Annotated in this window: 13 protein-coding genes; 8 read left to right on the forward strand and 5 right to left on the reverse strand. The window is 70.8% G+C overall.

Going from position 1 to position 19060, the window contains the following annotated elements:
* Window positions 1-9 precede the first annotated feature (9 nt).
* Together CLV71_RS39050 and CLV71_RS39055 are read right to left on the reverse strand one after the other, a co-directional pair.
* On the reverse strand, window positions 10-477 hold the full coding sequence (locus CLV71_RS39050) for an acyl-CoA thioesterase (protein WP_133907968.1): 468 nt from the start codon (window positions 475-477) through the stop codon (window positions 10-12).
* Window positions 474-6317: a type I polyketide synthase gene (locus CLV71_RS39055; RefSeq protein ID WP_133907969.1), complete on the reverse strand. Its 5844-nt coding sequence runs from the start codon at window positions 6315-6317 to the stop codon at window positions 474-476. Before CLV71_RS39055 ends, CLV71_RS39050 begins: the two co-directional genes overlap by 4 nt.
* Before the next feature lie 289 nt (window positions 6318-6606).
* Between CLV71_RS39055 and CLV71_RS39060 the strand changes: the two genes are divergently transcribed.
* The 8 genes from CLV71_RS39060 (at window position 6607) to CLV71_RS39095 (ending at window position 16641) form a co-directional block, all read left to right on the forward strand.
* Window positions 6607-7617 (forward strand): DUF1702 family protein, encoded by a 1011-nt coding sequence (locus CLV71_RS39060; protein ID WP_133907970.1) that lies wholly within the window; start codon window positions 6607-6609, stop codon window positions 7615-7617.
* Between the two features lie 103 nt (window positions 7618-7720).
* On the forward strand, window positions 7721-8707 hold the full coding sequence (locus CLV71_RS39065; RefSeq protein ID WP_133907971.1) for a DUF1702 family protein: 987 nt from the start codon (window positions 7721-7723) through the stop codon (window positions 8705-8707).
* Window positions 8704-10674, forward strand: coding sequence for a CRTAC1 family protein (locus CLV71_RS39070; RefSeq protein ID WP_166664439.1), 1971 nt, complete (start codon window positions 8704-8706; stop codon window positions 10672-10674). The genes CLV71_RS39065 and CLV71_RS39070 overlap by 4 nt, the downstream gene beginning before the upstream one ends.
* Before the next feature lie 8 nt (window positions 10675-10682).
* Window positions 10683-11699 (forward strand): enediyne biosynthesis protein, encoded by a 1017-nt coding sequence (locus CLV71_RS39075; RefSeq protein WP_133907972.1) that lies wholly within the window; start codon window positions 10683-10685, stop codon window positions 11697-11699.
* Window positions 11696-13078 (forward strand): cytochrome P450, encoded by a 1383-nt coding sequence (locus tag CLV71_RS39080; protein ID WP_133907973.1) that lies wholly within the window; start codon window positions 11696-11698, stop codon window positions 13076-13078. Before CLV71_RS39075 ends, CLV71_RS39080 begins: the two co-directional genes overlap by 4 nt.
* A 16-nt stretch (window positions 13079-13094) precedes the next feature.
* Window positions 13095-14276, forward strand: coding sequence for a class I SAM-dependent methyltransferase (locus CLV71_RS39085; RefSeq protein ID WP_133907974.1), 1182 nt, complete (start codon window positions 13095-13097; stop codon window positions 14274-14276).
* 13 nt (window positions 14277-14289) lie between these two features.
* Entirely contained in the window at window positions 14290-15312 is a 1023-nt protein-coding gene (locus tag CLV71_RS39090; RefSeq protein WP_133907975.1) for a carboxymuconolactone decarboxylase family protein, read from the forward strand.
* Window positions 15313-15429: 117 nt separating this feature from the next.
* Window positions 15430-16641, forward strand: a complete 1212-nt coding sequence (locus tag CLV71_RS39095; protein WP_208297971.1) for an FAD-dependent monooxygenase — start codon at window positions 15430-15432, stop codon at window positions 16639-16641.
* A gap of 148 nt (window positions 16642-16789) precedes the next feature.
* On the opposite strand, the gene aroF is transcribed toward CLV71_RS39095, so the two are convergent.
* Genes aroF through CLV71_RS39110 form a run of 3 tightly spaced genes read right to left on the reverse strand, consistent with a single transcriptional unit; the run spans window position 16790 to window position 19012 of the window.
* Window positions 16790-17830 (reverse strand): 3-deoxy-7-phosphoheptulonate synthase, encoded by a 1041-nt coding sequence (aroF, locus tag CLV71_RS39100; protein ID WP_133907976.1) that lies wholly within the window; start codon window positions 17828-17830, stop codon window positions 16790-16792.
* Window positions 17831-17846: 16 nt separating this feature from the next.
* Complete coding sequence (aroH, locus tag CLV71_RS39105) at window positions 17847-18194, reverse strand: chorismate mutase (RefSeq protein WP_243867194.1); 348 nt, start codon at window positions 18192-18194, stop codon at window positions 17847-17849.
* A gap of 26 nt (window positions 18195-18220) precedes the next feature.
* Window positions 18221-19012: a TIGR03084 family metal-binding protein gene (locus CLV71_RS39110; RefSeq protein WP_133907978.1), complete on the reverse strand. Its 792-nt coding sequence runs from the start codon at window positions 19010-19012 to the stop codon at window positions 18221-18223.
* Window positions 19013-19060: the final 48 nt, after the last annotated feature.

Consider the following 19060-nt stretch of genomic DNA (forward strand, 5'->3'; position numbering starts at 1 on the left):
CCCTTTGTCTCAGTTGGCCGTGTGACTGGTCGGCACGGTGACCTGACCCGCGGCGAACGGGGCGAGCGCGGCCAGCAACGACGCAGGCACCCGGGTGGGCACCGTGTCGTTGTTGGGCCCACGCATGCACGCGATGCGTTGCTTGCCGCGTGCTATCAGGCTTTCCCTGCCGTCCGTCAGCTGCACGTAGTCGAAGCTGAACAGCAGCTGGGTCTGCGTCAGCTCGTCCAGCCGCATCCGCACGACCAGCTCGTCGAACGCCGTGATCTCCGAGAAGAACTCGCACTCGGCCTTCAGCGTGAACAGCTTCAGGTCGTCGTGCATGATCTCCGCCAGCACCGCCGGTGCCATCTCCTGCAGGAACTGCTCGCGGCAGTGACCTTGCCAGCGCAGGTAGTTGACGTAGTACACGTTGCCGACGAAGTTCGTCTCCTCGAACCCGACCCGGTGGTGGATCTCGTAGTAACCGGTGGTCATGGCCGGTCACCCTCAGCCGAGCCTGGTGAGAGAACGGCGAACACGACCGGTTCGGCCACCTCGTTCACCGTGGTCACCCACGTGGCGACCTTGGTGTCACCCGCGGAGAGCACGACCCAGCCGTCCTGGTCGACGCGGTCGACCGTGAGAGCCCTGGTCGACGACCCGGTCTTGCGCAGGCACTCCAGCGCCGACCAGATTCGCGTACCTGCCACGTCCGTGTCGTCACCCGCCTCCGCCGCCACGAGGTCGCGGACCGCGATCAGCCCCGCGCCGAGCAGGCCCGTCCAGTCGTCCTCGGTGCGCTGTGCCACCGGCTCGACGTCGCAGCCGATCGGCCCGGACCCGGTCACCACCAGCGACAACCCCGCGCCGTGCGAGGCGGAGATCGAGGCCCCGTCCAGCTCCGGCTTGCCGTCCGGGCGGTACCGCACGGTCACCGGAGCGCCGACGGAACGGCCCGCGGCCAGCTCGGTCTGCGTCCTGCGGTCCGCGGTGCCGTCACCGACCGGGTCCGGCTCGACCACGACCGACCGGCTGCCACCGAGCACCCGCTCCAGCGATCGCTCCACATAGGACCCGAGCACCGCCGGCACCCACGGGCCGGAGCTGTCCTTGTGCCGCACGGCCCGCAACGTCAGGCCCTGCCAGCGTTCGACCACGCGGCCGGACGGCTCCAGCACGTCGATGTCGTAGGTGTAGCTGTCCCCGTCCTGCGAGCGCTCCCGCGCGTCCATGATCACGAACTCGGACGTCTGGTCGGCCCGTGTGGACAGGTACAGCTTCTCGATCCCTTGCGGCAGCAGCGTCGCGTTCGGCACACAGCACTGGATCGAGTGCATCACCGCGTCCCGGGTACCGGGGTCGGCGAGCACCAGGTCCTGCGGCAGGTACGGCGCGAACCACGCCGAGGGCGTCGTGGTCGACAGCTCCGCCACCGCGTGCCGGGCACTGGCCCGGCGGTAGGTGAGCAGCCGCTGGAACCGCTTGCCCTGGAAGAGAACCCCGCCGTACAGGTCGACGATCGGGTCGACCGGTACCGAGGGCAGCTGCGTGGCCTCCCGAGACGGACCCTGATCCGGCAGCACGGGCTGCGGCAGTCGCAGCGTGGCCCGGAAGTGGTCCGCGCCGAACGCCGTGTCCTCCGCCCGGATGGCCACCGACACCCGCTCGTCGTCACGGACGAGTGCCGCGAGCCGCAGCGTCGTCGTGCTGCCCGGACGGACCACGATCGGCCGCAGGAACTCGACCTCCTCGAGCAGCGGCGAGCCCTCGCGGTCGAGCACGGCCGCCGCGACCTGGGTCATCGCCTCCATGCCGATGACCGCCGGGAACAGCAGGTCGCCGTCCAGCAGGTGGTCGGACAGGTAGGGGTCGCTGCCCGCGGACAGCTCGACCTCGGTGATCAGCTCGACGTTCGGGTAGTGCACGACCACGCGGTCGACGAACCGGGTGAGCGGCAGCTCCTGGTCGGTGTCCATCGGCAGCGTCGGCAGGCCGCCCATGCGCCCGCCGATCGTCAGGATCGGGCCTGCGTCCGGGTCGGCGAGCATCTGGCGCAGCACCGAGAGCCCGTCGTCCAGCGTGACCGGCGTGATGCCGTCCCGCATCAGGGCCTCGACCACACCGAGCTTCTCTCCCATGCCGGCACCCGACCAGACCGACCACTCCATCGCCAGCGCCCTGGCCTGCGGGTGCGCCTTCTGGAAGTCGACGGTCAGCTCGGTCATCCAGTCGTTGGCGGTCGAGTAGTGCGCCTCGCCCTTCAGACCGGCCCGGCCGATGATGCTGCCGAACGTGACGAGCAGCTTGATCCCGTCCTGGTCCACGGCGTCCAGCACCGTGCGCAGGCCGGCGACCTTGGGGGCGAGCGTCTGCCGGAACTCGTCCTCGGTCAGGTTGGCCAGCGCGCCGGGCACGTTGCGCCCCGCGCCGTGCATGATCGCGGTGACCGGACCGAGGTTCGCCTCGAACCTGGCCACGGCCGCCCGCACCTGTGCGGCGTCGGTGACGTCGGCCCGCTCGTACTGGTGGACGATGCCCGCCGCCGCGAAGCGGGCCAGGTTCTCCACCAGCTCCTCGTCACCGTCTGCCTCGTCACGGCCGACCAGCGCGAGCTTCGCACCGGAGTCCTTGGCCATGACCAGCGCGCACTCGGCCGTGATGCCCTTGCCGCCACCGGTGACCAGCAGGACGTCGTTGCCGTCGAGCGGCGTGGCCACCCGCGGCTCCGCCGGTGCCTGCAGCACCCGCAGCAGCGGCGCCGTGCGCACGCCGTCCGCCTGGTAGCGGACCTCGCTGAACGTCGTGGTCGCGGCCGCCTCGGTGATCACGCGGCGCACGGCCTCGTCCACGTCGGCCGCGGTGGTCGGCGCGAGGTCGGGCAGCGTCACGAGCGTGGTCGCCACGCCCGCGGACTCCAGGAACGCGGTCCTGGTGAGACCGGAAGCGCCGTACTTGCCCTGCACCACCACGAACCGGCTGCCGGTCTCCGCGGCGACGGCGACCTTGCCCGCCTCCAGGAACAGGCCGACGTGGTCCTCGCCGTGGTCCGGCAGGCACAGCAGCACACCGTCGCCGATGCCCGCCTCGGACAACGCGATCCGCAGCCGCTCCGCGAGCGGGTGGCCGGCGGGCGCGAAGACCTGCCAGGTGCCCGCCTCACGGGTGCCGACCGTCACCACCGGCGCGGGGGCCGGCAGGTAGTCGACGGAGAACGGCCGCACCCACGGCGCGACCCCGTCCACCTCGGTCTTGCCGCCGAGGCCACCGCCGTTGCCGCCACCGGACTCCGCCAGCTCGTCGATCAGGTCGGCGAGCTCGCCGAGGGTGACCGTGGCGAAGTTGGTCGTCATCTCCAGCGTCGGCAGGCCGAGCTGGCGGGTGACGTCGTTGACGATCTGGCCGACCGTGATCGAGCTGAGGTGCAGGTCGTCCAGCGGGTGGGTCGCCGCCGTGACGGTGTCCAGCGGCAGCTCGACACGCTCGGCGGCCAGGCGCCGCAGCAGGTCGAGCGTCGACGGTCCGTCCTCGGTGGACTCGGCCTCGTCGGCCGTGCCCCCGGCCAGCACGTCGATCGCCACGATCTCGCCGGGCTGGGGCAGCCCGACCGCGAGGTCGGGTGCCGCCTCACACGGGCTGGACAGGAACTCGAACGACCCGTCGAGCGGCAGCGGCCGAAGCACCCGCTCGGCGAACAACGCGTCGGTGTCCACCGAGGCGCCGAGCGCGAACGCCGCGCCGACGACCGACAGCAGCGCGTTCAGCGACTTGCTCTCGGTGTCGATGGCCAGCACCCGGGTGCCCGGCGCGATGTCGGCCACCAGACCCGACAGGACCCGCCCCGGCCCGACCTCGACGGCCAGGTCAGCGCCCTCGACCGCCTTCGCCGCCGCCTCGTGGAAGCGGACCGGCAGCAGCACCTGGTCACGCAGCAGCGTCCGCAGGTCGGTGTCCGGGTCGAGCCAGTCACCGGTCACCGTGGACGCGACCGGGCGGACCGGCCGGGTGAGGGCGAACTCGGTCAGGCGCTCGGTCATGGCTTCGGCGGCCGGTTCGACGGCGGGGGAGTGGAACGCGTGCGAGACGTTGATCCTCGTCGCCGTGATGCCCGCGGCCCGCGCCCGGTCACACACCCGGTCCACGGCCGCCGCGTCACCCGCGATGACCGTCTGCACCGGCCCGTTGTACCCGGCGATCACCACCGCGTCGTCACCGAACAGCACCTCGACGTCGGCGGGCGTCGCGGACAGCCCGGCCATCGCGCCGCCGCCCTGGCTGGCGTTCGCCATGACCTGGCCGCGTGCCTTGGCCAGGCGCAGCACCTCCTTGCCGCCCAGCGCACCGGCCCAGGCCAGCGCCGTCAGCTCGCCGAGGCTGTGCCCGACCGCGGTGTCGGCGTCGATGCCCAGCGTGTGCAGTACCCGCAGTGCGGCGACGGAACCGGCGACGATGCGTGGCTGCGCCACCTCGGTCGCCGTCTGGTCGCCGCCGGTGGGCACCGCGGCCTCCGCGTACACCGCGTCCGCGGCGGCGAAGCGGCGCCGCAGCGCACCCGTGCCGCCCCGGCCCGACCCCTGACCGGGGAACAGGTAGGCGATCCTCGGCGCGTTCTGGCGGCGGTCGAGGTACACCCCGTCCGCGGTGAACAGGCTCTCACCCGCGTCCAGCGCCGCGAGCAGCCGGTTGAGCTTGCCGGTCGCGTCGTCGGGGCTCGTGGTGACGACCGAGGCACGCACCCGGCCGCCCGTGAGCTGCCCGGCCAGCGTGCCGGCCAGGTCGCCGATCTCGGCGAAGGACAGCTTCGGGGTCAGCTCGGCCACCTGCTCGATCCGCTCACGCAGCGCGGCGTCGTCCGCGCCGTCGAGCAGGAGCAGCTCGGTGTCCTGCCGGCCGCCGACCAGCGTCGTGGCCTTCCTCGGCACCTCGGTGCGGCGGGTGGCCCCCGGCGCGCCCTCGATGGCGATGTGGGTGTTGATGCCGCCGAAGCCCATCGCCGACACCCCGGCGCGGATCGGCTGGTCACTCGGCCACAGCTCGGCCTCGCTCGGCACGTAGAGCGCGGCGGCGTCGGCCGTGAGCTTCTCGTGCGGCGCGTAGTGGCCGGTCGCCGGCGGGATGACCTGGTTGTACACCGACAGCGTCGCCTTGATGAGCCCGGCGACACCCGCGGCGGCCTTGGTGTGGCCGAAGTTGCCCTTCACCGAGCTGAGCGCGGCGGGCTGGGCCAGCGGGTCGGCCTTACGGCGCGCCTTGGACAACGCCTCGATCTCGGTCGCGTCGCCGACCGCCGTGCCGGTGCCGTGGCCCTCGAAGTAGGACACGGTCTCCACGCCGTACCCGGCGCGGTCGTAGGCGCGGTTGATCGCCAGCACGTGCCCGTCGGCCTCGGGCCGGGTGATCCCGCCCTTGCCGTCCGAGGAGATGCCCCACCCGGTGATCGAGGCGTAGATCCGCAGGCCGCGCGCGATGGCGTCCTCCTCGCGCATCAGCACCACGACGCCGGAGCCCTCACCGGGCCAGAACCCGTTGGCGTCCTTGTCGTAGATCTTCATCTCGTCGGTGGCCAGCGCGCCGGTCTTGGCGAAGCCGATCACCTCGAAGGGGTCGATCGACAGGTCGACGCCACCTGCCAGTGCCACGTCCAGGTCCCCGGCCGTCAACGCCTTCGACGCCGTCGCGATCGCGAGCAGCGAGGACGAACAGGCGCCGTCGACGGTGAACCCGCCGCCGCCGAGGTCGAAGTGGTTGCAGATGCGGCCCGCGATGGTGTTCGCGAGACCGCCCGCCAGGGTGTCCTCGTCGATGGCCGGGAACGGCGCCTTGTAGACCGGCTCCAGGTCCCGCAGGAAGGCGCTGGTCTCGTCGTCGTCCCAGCCCTTCGCGGCCAGTGCCGCCGCGAGGGTGCGGCGCACGTAGGGCCAGCGCAGCCGCATGAGGTTCGCCCTGGCGAACTCACCGGTCAGGCTGTTGCCCACGACCACGCCCGTGGCGCGCTTGGGCAGTCCCTCCGCCTCCGGGAAGCCGGCGTCGGCCAACGCGGTGGCGGCGACGTCCAGCGCCAGCCAGTGCGTGAGGTCCGTCGACCGGTAGGTGCTCCCGGCGACCTTGTACTTGATGCGGTCGAACTCGAAGTCACGCAGCACAGCTGCCTTGCTGGAGTAGAACCTGTCCGGTGCGTCCGGGTCGGGCGAGTAGTAGTCCGCCTGGTTCATGCGCTGGTCGGGCAGCCTGCGGAACGCGCGGCGCCCGGCCAGGATGTTCTCCCAGAGGTCATCTGTGCTGGCGGCGTCGGGATAACGAAGTCCGATACCGACGATCGCGATCCGCTCGGTGCTCAATCTGTACCGCCTATTCTCGGTGTCCGCCCGACCCGAAATCAACGCGCGATCGCGTCGACCGCAAAACGCGGAAACAGCCGAGCCGGCGAGTCCTCGACACACGCTTCTAGCTGCCATCGACCAGGGTGCACCATTGTGGTAAGGAATTCCTTCTCCTCGGGTGCGCTCCGGTGAATACAGAAATCTTCGAGCGATCGCGAGATCGACATGAACCGGCAGCGCACTCGCGGAGATGCGTCGTGTCATTGGCCGCCTGACGCTGACAACGCGTCCATTGCTGGAGGAATCGATGCCATCGTTTCTCGGCTCACTGCGCCAGTTCGTACTGGCGCCGAAGCTGTCCGCGGTCACCTTCGCCGAGCGGGGCTTCCCGGGAGCGGCCTCGCCCGCGACCGAACGTCTCGAGGCCATCCCGCAGGCCGTCGTGTGCGGGTTCGAGTGGGGGATCGCCGCACGCGACCTCTGGGAGCTGGAGCGGCGCCTGGAGCTGGTGGAGGTGGAGCAGCGCGGGTTCGCCTACGAGGGCGCCGCGATGGCCTTCACCGTCCGCGACGCGATGGCGGGCGGCAAGGGCACACGCACGCGTGAGCTGCTGCTCGGGCCGGGCGCGCCGCACCTGCTCCTCACCTACATCGGCATCGGCTTCGCCATGGCGCGCCTGCCCAGGCCGCTGTGGCGCACCATCATGCCGGACCTGACCGGCTCCCCGTACTACCCGACGATGACCTGGCTCGCCGTCGACGGCTACGGCTTCGACCTGGCCTACTTCCACACCCGCCGGTATGTCGACGAGCAGAAGGTGCCCGCGCCCTACCCGTGGGAGGGCTCGCCGGAGTACTTCCCGCGCGCGGTCGACCAGGGCATCGGCCGGGCGCTGTGGTTCATGAACGGCGCCGTCCCCGCCGACGTGGCCGCCGCCGTCGAGCGGTTCCCGCAGGAGCGGCACGCGGACCTGTGGAGCGGTGTCGGCCTGGCCGCGACGTTCGCGGGCGGCGCGTCGGCCGAGGGTCTTGCCGAGCTGCGTGCGGCGTCGGGCGAGCACTGGTCGCAGCTCGGGCTCGGCGTGGTCTTCGCGATCAAGGGCCGGGAGTTCGCCGGGCACGTGCCCGAGCACTCCGCGCTGGGTTGCGAGGTGCTGGCCGGCCTGTCGGTGGCCGAGGCGGTGGCGATCGCCGACCGCACGGAGGCCGAGCCCGCCGGTCCGGTGGCGCAGAGTCTGCCGCTCTACGAACTGTGGCGCAACCGAATTCGTGCGCAGCTCACGGAGAACACTGAAAGCAATTCACGAAAGGCGAGTTGATCCCGAACCGGCACGCGTGAAGTCGTGAATTCCTGGCACCGCGTGTGACGATTGTCGGAGAACCGAACGACGCCGTTTCCTCAACAAGGAGTAGGGGACTTAGTTGACCAGTTCATGGCGCGCACTCCGACGCCGTCTCCTGACACCCGACGTCGCCGAGACGAGCCTCGACAAGCGCGGCTTTCACAAGAAGTCCCCAGCTGCTCAGGAAAGACTGGAGACCGTCGGTAAGACCTTTCTCACCGGCTACGCGCACGCGGTGGAGGCTCGCACGCCCGCCGACGCGGAGGGGCCGATCGAGGAGCAGGTGACCGACTGGCTGCGCGGGTTCGCCTACGAGGGCGCGGGCATGGGACTGGCCATGCTCGACGGCCTGCCGTTCGGCCGCACCGACAACGTGCGCACGTTCGTCGAACTGCCGGTCGGCAGGCGCTACCAGTACCTCGTCTACGTGGGGATCGGCTGGGCGATGGCCAGGCTGCCCCGCTTCCGCTGGCCCGGGGCCGCGGACCTCGACCCGGTGCTGGCGCCCCTGGTGCTCGACGGCTACGGCTTCCACCAGGCCTACTTCCGCACCGCCCGCTACGTCGACGGCCACTACCAGAACCCGAACTTCCCCTGGCCTGGCGGCAGGCACGGCTGGTACGCCAACCGCGCCATCGACCAGGGCATCGGCCGCGCGCTGTGGTTCATCGGCGGCACCGACCCGGACCTGGTCGGCGACCTCGTCGAGGGGTACGCGCCGGAGCGCCGAGGCGACCTCTACGCAGGCGTCGGGCTCGCGGCCACCTACGCGGGCGGCGTCGAGGAACACGAGCTGCGGGCGGTCGCGCGCCGCGCGGGTGAGCACCTCGGCAGCCTGGCGCAGGGTGCCGCGTTCGCGGCCAACGCCAGGATCAACTCCGGCATCGTGCCCCCGCACGCGGACCTGGCCACCGGGGTGTTCTGCGGTACCACGGCCGAGGAAGCGGCCAGGACCACGATCGAACTGCGGCCGACCGAACCCGGTGACGGGGACGTGCCGGCGTACGAGGTGTGGCGGCAGCGGCTCGCCAACGAATTCATTTCCCTTGGAGGTGTCAACACGTGAACGCGATTTCAGGCATGCTGCGGAGGCAGCTGACCGGTGTCATCGCGCTCGTGGTCGTCGTCGGCTTCTTCTTCGCGGTGAGCCTGCCGTCCACCTCGGCCGAGGAAAGGAACGACCTGGCGAGCGGCTACGCGTTCGAGGGCCGCAGCATCGCGCTGCCGTCCTCGGACAAGCAGCAGGCGATCCGCCAGGTCAACCAGGCGTACAAGCACATCGACGCCTGGATGTCCTCGGTCGGCGCGGCCGTCGCGATGAACGACCTCGACGGCGACGGGCTGCCGAACGACCTGTGCCTCGTCGACCCGCGCACGGACCAGGTGATCATCACGCCGACACCCGGCGAGCGGGGTGACCGCTACGCGCCCTTCGAGCTGGACCCGGCGCCGCTGCCGGTCAACGACATCATGGCGCCGATGGGCTGCGTGCCCGCCGACCTCAACGAGGACGGCCGGATGGATTTGCTCATCTACATGTGGGGCCGCACCCCGGTGCTGCACCTGCAGAAGGCCGACTACGAGACCTTCGGCGCGGACGCGTTCGTCGCGGCCGAGGCGGTGCCCGGCGACAACACGGGCCCGGACGGCGAGTACGACGGTCCACAGTGGAACTCGAACGCGGCGACGGTGTCCGACATCGACGGTGACGGCCACGACGACATCTTCGTCGGGAACTACTTCCCCGACAGCCCCATCCTCGACCCCACCAAGAACGGTGGCGTCACGATGAACCACTCGCTGTCGCATGCCCAGAACGGCGGCGGCAAGCACATCCTGCTGTGTGCGGGCGCGACCGCGGGCGACAAGCCGACCGTGACGTTCAAGCAGGTGCCCGAGGACGTGCTGCCCGAGGAGGCCAGGCACGGCTGGACACTGGCCTCGAGCGCGGTCGACCTGGACGGCGACCAGCTCCCCGAGCTGTACCTCGCCAACGACTTCGGCCAGGACCGGTTGCTGTACAACCAGTCCACGCCGGGGAACGTGAAGTTCAGTCTGGTGGACACGACCAGGACGCCCGGCACCCCGAAGTCCAAGCGCATCGGGGAGGACTCGTTCAAGGGCATGGGCGTCGACTTCGGTGACTTCGACCACGACGGCCTGTTCGACGCGTTCGTGTCCAACCTGACCGTGGGCTGGGGCATCGTGGAGTCGAACTTCCAGTACGTCAACACGGCCAAGGACAAGGCCGACCTGCGTGCGCAGCTCAGGGACGGCGACGCGCCGTTCCGGGACGAGAGCGGAGAGGTCGGCACCGCGTGGTCGGGATGGAGCTGGGACAACAAGCTCGCCGACTTCAGCAACTCCGGCGAGCTGGACATCGCGATCTCCAACGGTTTCGTCAAGGGGCACACCAACCGCTGGCCGCAGCTGCAGGAACTGGCCATGGCCAACGACTCCCTCGTGGCCGACCCGTTCTTCTGGCCCAACGCCAACCTCGGTGACGACATCGCGGGCGGCGACACGCTGCACTTCTACGTGAAGGGCGACGACGGCCGCTACGTCGACCTGGCCCCGGAACTGGGCCTGGCCGTGCCGATCCCGACCCGGGGCATCGCCACCGGTGACGCCGACGGCGACGGCAGGCTCGACTTCGCGGTGGCCAGGCAGTACGGCGACCCGATCTTCTACCACAACGAGGCCCCGTCGGCAGGCGGCTACCTCGACCTCAAGCTGACCCACGAGCAGGAGGAGGTCGTGGGCGACGCCCCGACCTCCGGCTCGCCGGCCACCGGTGCCGAGGTCATGGTGAAGACCGCGGACGGCAGGAAGTTCGTCTCGCGCGTCGACGGCGGCAGCGGACATGCCGGCAAGCGCAGCAGCGAGGTCCACATCGGACTCGGTGACACCAAGGGCCAGGTCGAGGTGATGATCTGCTGGCGGGACCGCCAGGGCGAGACGCACGAGCAGATGTTGAAGCTCGACCAGGGTTCGCACTCGTTCGTGCTCGGCGACACGGCCGAGGAGAGGTGACGAGGGAAATGGCTGTCCAGGAAGTGAAGCCCGGCGGGAACCCGCCGGCGGGTCCCCCGAAGCGGCACGACCCCAAGGTGACCATCGCACTGCGCAGGTTCGCCATCTCGATCTCGGCGTTCAACATCGCCGGTTACCTCTTCCTCGGCTTCGAGCAGCCGTGGATCTGGCCGTTCGTCGCGCTGGCCACCGGCTACACGGTCGAGCTGGCACTGGAGCGGATCGGCTCCCGCGTCGAGGGCAGGGCACCGCGTTACGCGGGCCGAGGGTTCAAGGGGCTGATGGAGTTCCTGTTCCCGGCGCACATCACGAGCCTCGCGCTGAACATGCTGATCTACGTCAACGACCGGATCTGGGTGATGATGTTCGCGGTCACCCTCGCGGTCGCGGCGAAGTGGGTTCTGCGTGCCCCGGTGCGCGGCAACCTGCGCCACTACATGAACCCGTCGAACTTCGGGATCCTCATGGTGCTGATCCTGTTTCCCTGGGGCAGCATCGCACCGCCGTACCACTTCACCGAGGGCCTGAACGACTGGGGCAGCTGGATCCTGCCGGGGATCATCATCATCACCGGCACCATGCTGAACGCGAAGCTGACCGGCCGCATGTGGCTGATCTTCGGCTGGCTCTCCGTCTTCGCACTGCAGGCGATCGTGCGTGGCATCCTGTTCGACACCGCGATAGCGGGCGCGCTGGCGGTCATGACCGGCGTCGCGTTCATCCTGTACACCAACTACATGGTGACCGACCCGGGCACCACGCCGTCGAAACCGCTGGCGCAGTTCGCGTTCGGTGGCGGCGTGGCCCTGGTGTACGGGATCTTCATGGTCGCGCACATCGCGTACGGGCTGTTCTTCGCCACCGCCATCGTGTGCCTGATCCGCGGCATGTTCCTGTGGGGAGTGCACTTCGTGAACAAGTCGCGGCTCGCGTTCGAGGCGGAGCAGAAGGCCAAGGCGGAGGCGCCGACCATCGCGGCCGTGCCGGACGACGGCGGGCCGGCCGCCCGCCCGGCAGCCGCGTGACCGGCTCCGGCCGTCTGGTCCCCCCGGGGCCGCCCCGCCGGGCGGCCCCGGGGATCCTCCGCCAGCTCCGCGCGGACCGGATCGGCCTGATGAGCGAGGCGGTCCGCGAGTACGGCGACGCGGTCCGGGTGGCGATCGGCCCGAAGAAGCTCTACATCTTCAACCACCCGGAACACGCGAAGCACGTGCTGGCGGACAACGCGGCCAACTACCACAAGGGCATTGGCTACACCGAGGCGAAGCGCGCGCTGGGCGACGGTCTGCTCACGAGCGAGGGCGCGCTGTGGAAGGAACAGCGGCGCACGATCCAGCCGGTGTTCCAGCACAAGCGGATCGCCGGCCGCGCCGACGTGATCATCGACGAGGCACTGGAACTGGTCGCACGGCTGAGTCGGCACCGGGACTCCGGCTCGCCTGTGGACGTGCTGGACGAGGTCACCGCGCTGACCCTGGGCGTGCTCGGCAGCACGCTGCTGGACACCGATCTCGGTGCGTACGAGTCGATCGGGCACTCCTTCGAGGCCGTGCAGGACCAGGCCATGTTCGAGATGGAGACGCTCGGGCTGGTGCCGAGGTGGCTGCCGCTGAAGGGACAGCGCGAGTTCCGCACGGCCCGCGCCGACCTGGAGCGGATCGTGGGGCTCCTGGTCGCGCAACGGGCGGCGAACCCGATCGAGTCGGGCGACGACGTGCTGACCCGGCTCATCGCGTCGACGGGCAAGGAAGCCGACCCGAGGGTCGCCGAGCGGCGCATGCGTGACGAGCTGGTGACGCTGCTGCTGGCCGGGCACGAGACGACGGCGAGCACGGTCGGCTGGACGCTGAACCTGGTGAGCCGGCACCCGGACGTGCGCCGTCGCCTGCACGAGGAGGCCCTGGCGGTCTTCGGCGACGGCCGACCGGCGTACCTGGACCTGCAGAAGCTGCGGTACACCAACATGGTGCTGCAGGAGGCGATGCGCCTGTACCCGCCGGTGTGGATCCTGCCCCGCCGGGCGTTGGCCGACGACGAGGTCGGCGGCTACCACGTGCCCGCGGGCGCGGACGTGCTGATCTCCCCGTACACCCTGCACCGGCACCCGAGGTACTGGCCGGAGCCGGACCGGTTCGACCCGGAGCGTTTCGACCCGGACGTGCAGACCGATCGCCCCCGCTACGCGCACCTCCCGTTCGGCGCGGGACCACGGTTCTGTGTGGGCAACCACCTGGGGATGATGGAGGCCACCTTCATCATCGCGACGCTGATGCGCGACCTGCGGTTGGACCACGTCCCCGGACACCGGGTGATACCGGAGCCGATGATGTCGCTTCGCCTCGGCGGCGGGCTGCCACTGACCGTCCACAGCTGGACGGCGAATACCCGCACCGCTGCGGCCTGAGCGAAAGGAGCGCACCATGGACGACCTGCGTCCCGAGAACCACCCCAAGCTCGAGGAGTTCACGACGCTCCGGGCAGCCATAGCGGACGATCGGGTGCGGGAGCTGTTCCCGTACCGGTTCCTGGCGGCCAACGAGACGTTCGGCCGGCTCGTCGACGCGACCGCGTACCAGATCCTGACGTCGATCGGCGCGCTGCCGCCGCCGACCGGCATCTCGGTGCAGCTGGCGAAGAAGAACCTCTCGATCCCCTGGCGCCGCACGGTTCCGCTGAAGTTCCTGTACGAGAAGCTGTCGGACAGCGGCATCCTGACGCGAGGCGACGGCAGGTACTTCGCGGGCGGCGGCGAGGTGGGCGAGTTCGAGGAGATCGGCGCCGAGTTGGCCGCGCGGGAGCCGGGCGCCGCGGTGGCGGTGGACATCCTGCGAACGCTGGTGGACGAGGCGAAACGGTTCTTCGCAGGCGAGGCCACGGGCGACGAGATCCTGTTCGCACCGCAGAAGCTCCCGTTGTGGCTGAAGTACTTCTCGAACGACAACCTGCTGTACGCCATCAACAACACGATCGGCGCGGAGGCGTTGTCCCGCCTGGTACCCGAAGCCGGCGGCCGGTTCGAGATCCTCGAGATCGGCGGCGGTTGCGGGAGCGCGGCGGACCAGGCACTGCGGAAGCTCGGCGCGGGGATCACCCGGTACCGGTTCACGGAAGTGGCGGAAACCTTCGCCCGACACGGCGAACGAGCGGCGAACGCGGCGGCGTCACCGACGACGACCGTGGAGTCGGCACGCGTGGACATGACGCAGCCGTGGGAGGCGCAGGGCATCGAGCCGGGCACCTTCGACGCGGTGTACTCGGTGAACTGCTTCCATGTGGCGCCGGACCTGGACTTCGTGGTGAAGGAGGCGGCGAAGGCGTTGCGGCCGGGCGGGGCGGTGGTGGTGTCGGAGTGCGTGCGGCCGACGAAGCTGGCGCGCCCGATCCACGCGGAGATCATCTTCGACTTCCTCGACAGCTTCACCGACGTGATGACCGACCCGGTGAAACGGCCGACACACGGCTTCCTGACGCCGGGCGCGTGGCGTGCCACGTTCGAGGCGGCGGGCCTGGCGGACGTGACCATCCTCCCGGACGTGGACGAGATCGCCGAGGAGTACCCGGACTTCGTGGTGGGTGCCGTGATCGCCCGCGCGGCGAGCTGAGAGGACGAACCGAATGGTCGCCGGTCTGGTGAGATTCGCGGTACGCAGGTCGCTGAACGACACCCGCCACATCGGGGTCGTGAAGCGACGGCACGCGACGGGGCTGGTCGCGGACGTGTACCGCCAGGTGGAGCGCGAGTTCGGCATGCTGGCGCCGCCGACGGCGATGCACTCGGCGTCGCCGGAGGCACTGGCGGCCTCGTGGATGATCCTTCGGGAAACCCTGCTGGCACAGGGGGCCGCGGACCGTGCGAGCAAGGAGGCGGTGGCCACCGGCGTGTCGGAGGCCAACAGCTGCCCGTACTGCGTCGACGTGCACGGCATGACACTGGCGTCGATCGACGACGCGCCCGACCCCGTGCCGCTCACGAGGTGGGCGCGGAACGGGGCCATGGCGCGGGGTGCCGTCGCACCGCCGTGCCTGCCGGGGCAGGCGCCGGAGCTGATCGGTGTGGCGGTGGCGTTCCACTACTACAACCGCGTGGTGAACGTGTTCCTGAGGGACTCGCCGTTCCCGTCACACGTGCCGGAGTCGGCGAAGCCGAAGGCCCGGCAGGTGCTCGGTGGTGTCCTGCGCCCGGCGCCGACGGGTCCGCGACCTGGTGAGTCGCTGGGCTTCCTGCCCGCGGCACCCCTGCCGGACGACCTGTGGTGGGCCGCGTCGAACCGTTTCGTGGCGGACGCGTTCGCCCGGGCCTACGCGGCGGTGGACGTCGTCGGTGCCCGCTCGGTGCCGGCCGGGGTGCGGGCACTGGTGCGCGGGCGACTGTCCGTGTGGGACGGTCGCCCGCCGGGCCTGTCCCGGTCCTGGGCGAACGCCCCGGTCGCGACCCTGCCCGCGGCCGAACAGCCCGCGGGCCGCCTGGCGCTGACGATCGCGATGGCCTCGTACCAGGTGGACGAGGACATGGTGGCGGCCTTCCGCGAGACCGCACCGGAGGACAGCACGCTGTTGGAGCTGGCGTCGTGGGCGAGCATGTCGGCGGCCCGCCGGGTCAGCACGTGGCTCGCCGAGGCGGGCCCGGTGGCCGCGTAGGAGCGCACCCCGCGTCCCACAGGGTGGACGGCGTGCCGGAACCGCAGGATCACCCGCCAGGTCCGTGGGCCACTGTACGGTGAGGACAGTGTCCCGGACGGTTGAGCAGGGGGCGTGGTGAGCGGTATCAGGGTGTTGGTGGCGGGGGCGAGTATCGCGGGTCCGGCGTTGGCCCACTGGCTGCGCAGGCGCGGGGCCGACGTGACCGTGGTGGAGCGGGCTCCCGAGCTGCGCCCCGGTGGGCAGGCGGTGGACGCCCGCGGCGTGGCCAAGGAGGCCATCCGGCGGATGGGCCTGGACGCGACCGTGCGCGCGGCCCGCACCGACACCGAGGGCGCCTACGACGTGGACGCGGACGGCGAGGTGCTGGAGACCTACCGCGCGGAGGACGACGGCGGCGACGGGTACATCTCGGAGATCGAGATCCTGCGCGGCGACCTGTCCCGCGTCCTGTACGACGACACCCGGGACGGTGTCGAGTACGTCTTCGGTGACCGGATCGCCGAGCTCACCCAGGACGCGGACGGGGTCGACGTGACCTTCGCGGGCGGCGCCCGGCGGCGCTTCGACCTGGTGGTCGGGGCCGACGGCCTGCACTCGGCGCTGCGCGGGATGGTCTTCGGGCCGAGGGAGCGGTTCGTCCGCCACCTCGGGCTCGTGCTGGCCTTCTACACGGTGCCCAACGAGTTTGGCGTGGACCGCTGGCTGATCGACTACCGGCACCGGGAGTCCGGACGTTCGGCAGGCCTGCGGCCCATCCGGGACGCCACCCGGGCGATGGCAATGCTCTCCTTCCCCTCGGCCGACTTCGAGGTCGACTACCGCGACGTCGCCGCCCAGAAGGCCCTGCTGCGCGAGCGGATGGCCGGTATGGGCTGGTTGACCCCGCGCATCCTCGCGCACCTGGACGACACGCCGGACTTCTACCTCGACCAGGTCGCGCAGGTGGTGATGGACCGCTGGTCGAGCGGACGGGTCGGCCTGATCGGGGACGCGGCGTTCAGCTCGTCGCCGATGTCCGGCGGGGGCACCGGCCTGGCCCTGGTCGGCGCCTACCTGCTGGCCGGGGAGCTGGCCACCGCCGACTGGGACCCCGAGGCGGGGTTCGCGCGCTACGAGAAGCGGATGCGCTCGTTCGTCGAGGCCAACCAGGAGATCGGCCGGATGCACGTGGAAAGCCTCAGCGCTTCCGGCCCGGACGCCGACCCGGGTCCGGAGCCCGACATGGAGGCGCTCACCGAGCTGGTCGAACGCGCGATCAACGGCGTGGAGCTGCCCGACTACGCGGGGGCACCGGACTCCGTGGTCGGACCGCGGAACACCCCGTAGGGAACCAACCGGACACGGCGCTGATGCCACGGATCGCCGGGAACCGTGGACCACGGTGCCGGCACCGGCGGGTCCGGTTCGACCTGCTCTGCGTCGCCGCAGCGCCGGGCATGGCGATCTTTCAGGGTCGGCCGCGAGACCAGTACGCTCAGCTCGCGGCCGAGTAGCGGCGCCTGCCGGGCCGCCGCCGCGTGTACGCCGTCAGCTCGGCCACCGCCAGCGCCAGCTCGTCGAGGTCCTCGTGCACGAGCGCCTGCGCGCCGTCGCACAGGGCGGTGTCCGGCTCCGGGTGCACGTCCACGATGATGCCGTCCGCGCCAACGACGATCGCCGCCTTGCTCAGTGGCAGCACCAGCTCCCGCTTGCCGCCCGAGTGCGACGGGTCGATGATCACCGGCAGGTGCGAGAGGCGCTGCACGACCGGCACCGCCGAGATGTCGAGGGTGTTGCGGGTCGCGGTCTCGAACGTGCGGATCCCGCGCTCGCACAGCACGATCTCGAGGTTGCCGCGCTGCGCGATGTACTCCGCGGCCATCAGCCATTCCTTGATGGTGCTGCTCATCCCACGCTTCAGCATCACCGGCACCCGAGCCTCGCCGACCGCCTGCAGCAGTGCGAAGTTCTGCATGTTCCTGGTGCCGATCTGCAGCATGTCCGCATAGCTCGCGGCCATCGGCACGTCGCTCGCGGTCACGACCTCCGTGACGACGGGCAGCCCGGTCTCCTGCCGCACCTCGGCGAGGATCTTCAGGCCCTTCTCGCCGAGCCCCTGGAACTGGTACGGCGACGTCCTCGGCTTGTACGCGCCGCCACGCAGCAGCGTCGCGCCGGCCTCCTGTGCCATCCGTGCCGCGGCGAGCGTCTGGTCCGGTGTCTCCACCGCGCACGGGCCCGCGATCAGCGTCACCGTGTCCGGGCCGATCGGCACGCCCCGGACGTACACCGACGAGCGGTCCGGGTGCTGCTCGCGGCTCACCAGCTTGTACTCGGTGGACACCCTCGTGACCTGGCCGACCCCCGGCATTCTGCCGAGGTTCATCGTCGAGAACTCCTCGACATCGCCGACCAGGCCGATGATCACCCGGTTCATGCCCCGGCTGACGAACGCCTGCCCGCCCGCGGCCTCGACCCGCGCCACGACGGCGTCCACGTGCTCGGGCTCCGCGTCCGGAAGCATGACGATGACCACGGGAGTTCCTTCCAGCTCATGCCGCGAGGTCCGGCCGCAGCCGGGCAGCCCCACGCAGGTAGATGTGACGGACGGCCGAGCGCGGCCGGTCGCTCTCGACGTGTGCGAGCAGCCGGACCACGTGCGGCAGCGCGCCCGCGACGTCGACCTCGGTCGCGCACAGCAGCGGCACGTCGACGAACCCGAGGTCGCGCGCCGCCACGGCGGGAAAGCAGCTCTTCAGGTCCGGCGTCAGGGTGAAGACGATGCTGATCAGGTCGGCCGGGGTGATCTCGTTGCCGCGCACGACCTCGGTGAGCAGCTCGCGAGTGGCACCGAGGATCTCGGCCGGGTCGTCCCGGTCGACCTGGATCGCACCACGCACGGCCCGTACCACCATCGTCGCGCCCGTCAGGCCGTGAACTGGCCGGGACGCCTGCCGTCGCCCGCGGCGCCGCGGTAGGCCTGCGCGATGTCCAGCCACTGGTCGGCCTCCGCGCCGACGGCCGTGACCGCGAGGTCGTCGCGGTGGCGGCGCCGCGTGGCCAGCAGGCAGAAGTCCTCGGCGGGGCCGGTGATCCGCTGCCCGGCGTCCTCCGGGCCGAACGTCCACAGTGCACCGGAGGGCGCGGTCAGCTCGTAGCGGAACTGGACGTCCGGTGTGGACAGTCCGCGTGCCTGGTAGCCGAAGTCCCACACGAGCGTGACGAACCACGCGACGAACCACAGCCGGTCGGTGCGGGTGCGGGTGACGCCGAGCGCGTCGGCGATGTCCTGACCGTGCGCGAAAAGCTCCATCATGCCAGCACAGCACAGCACTGCCGGTGGCAGCGGCCGGACCAGCCACGGCACCACCTGGTCGGCGGGCACGGCGGCCAGCGCCTTGATGGCGGTGTCGCGTTCGTCGCGCCAGCGGTTCAGCAACACCTCCGGCGGGTCGCCGAGGTAGGACTCGAGGCTGGCGTTGACCGCGGCGTCGAAGTCGCCCGACGCCCGCTCCACCATCGCCTTGAAGACCTGCGGCTCGGCGGCCGCCGCACCCGCGAGGCGGAAGATGAAGGCAAGGTGGCCGACCTGGTGGGCGACCGACCAGCCGGGCGCCGGGGTCGGCAGCGCCCAGGCCGCCTCGTCGATCCCGGCGACCAGCCCCTCGAAGTCGGCCGCCTCCGCGGTGATGTCCGCGATCACGTCTCGCTGCGTCACGTGCTTGTCCTCTCGCCCTTGCTACGGCGTCGTTTCTCAGCATGACCG

The organism is Actinophytocola oryzae (assembly GCF_004364325.1).
Taxonomy (GTDB): Bacteria; Actinomycetota; Actinomycetes; order Mycobacteriales; family Pseudonocardiaceae; genus Actinophytocola; species Actinophytocola oryzae.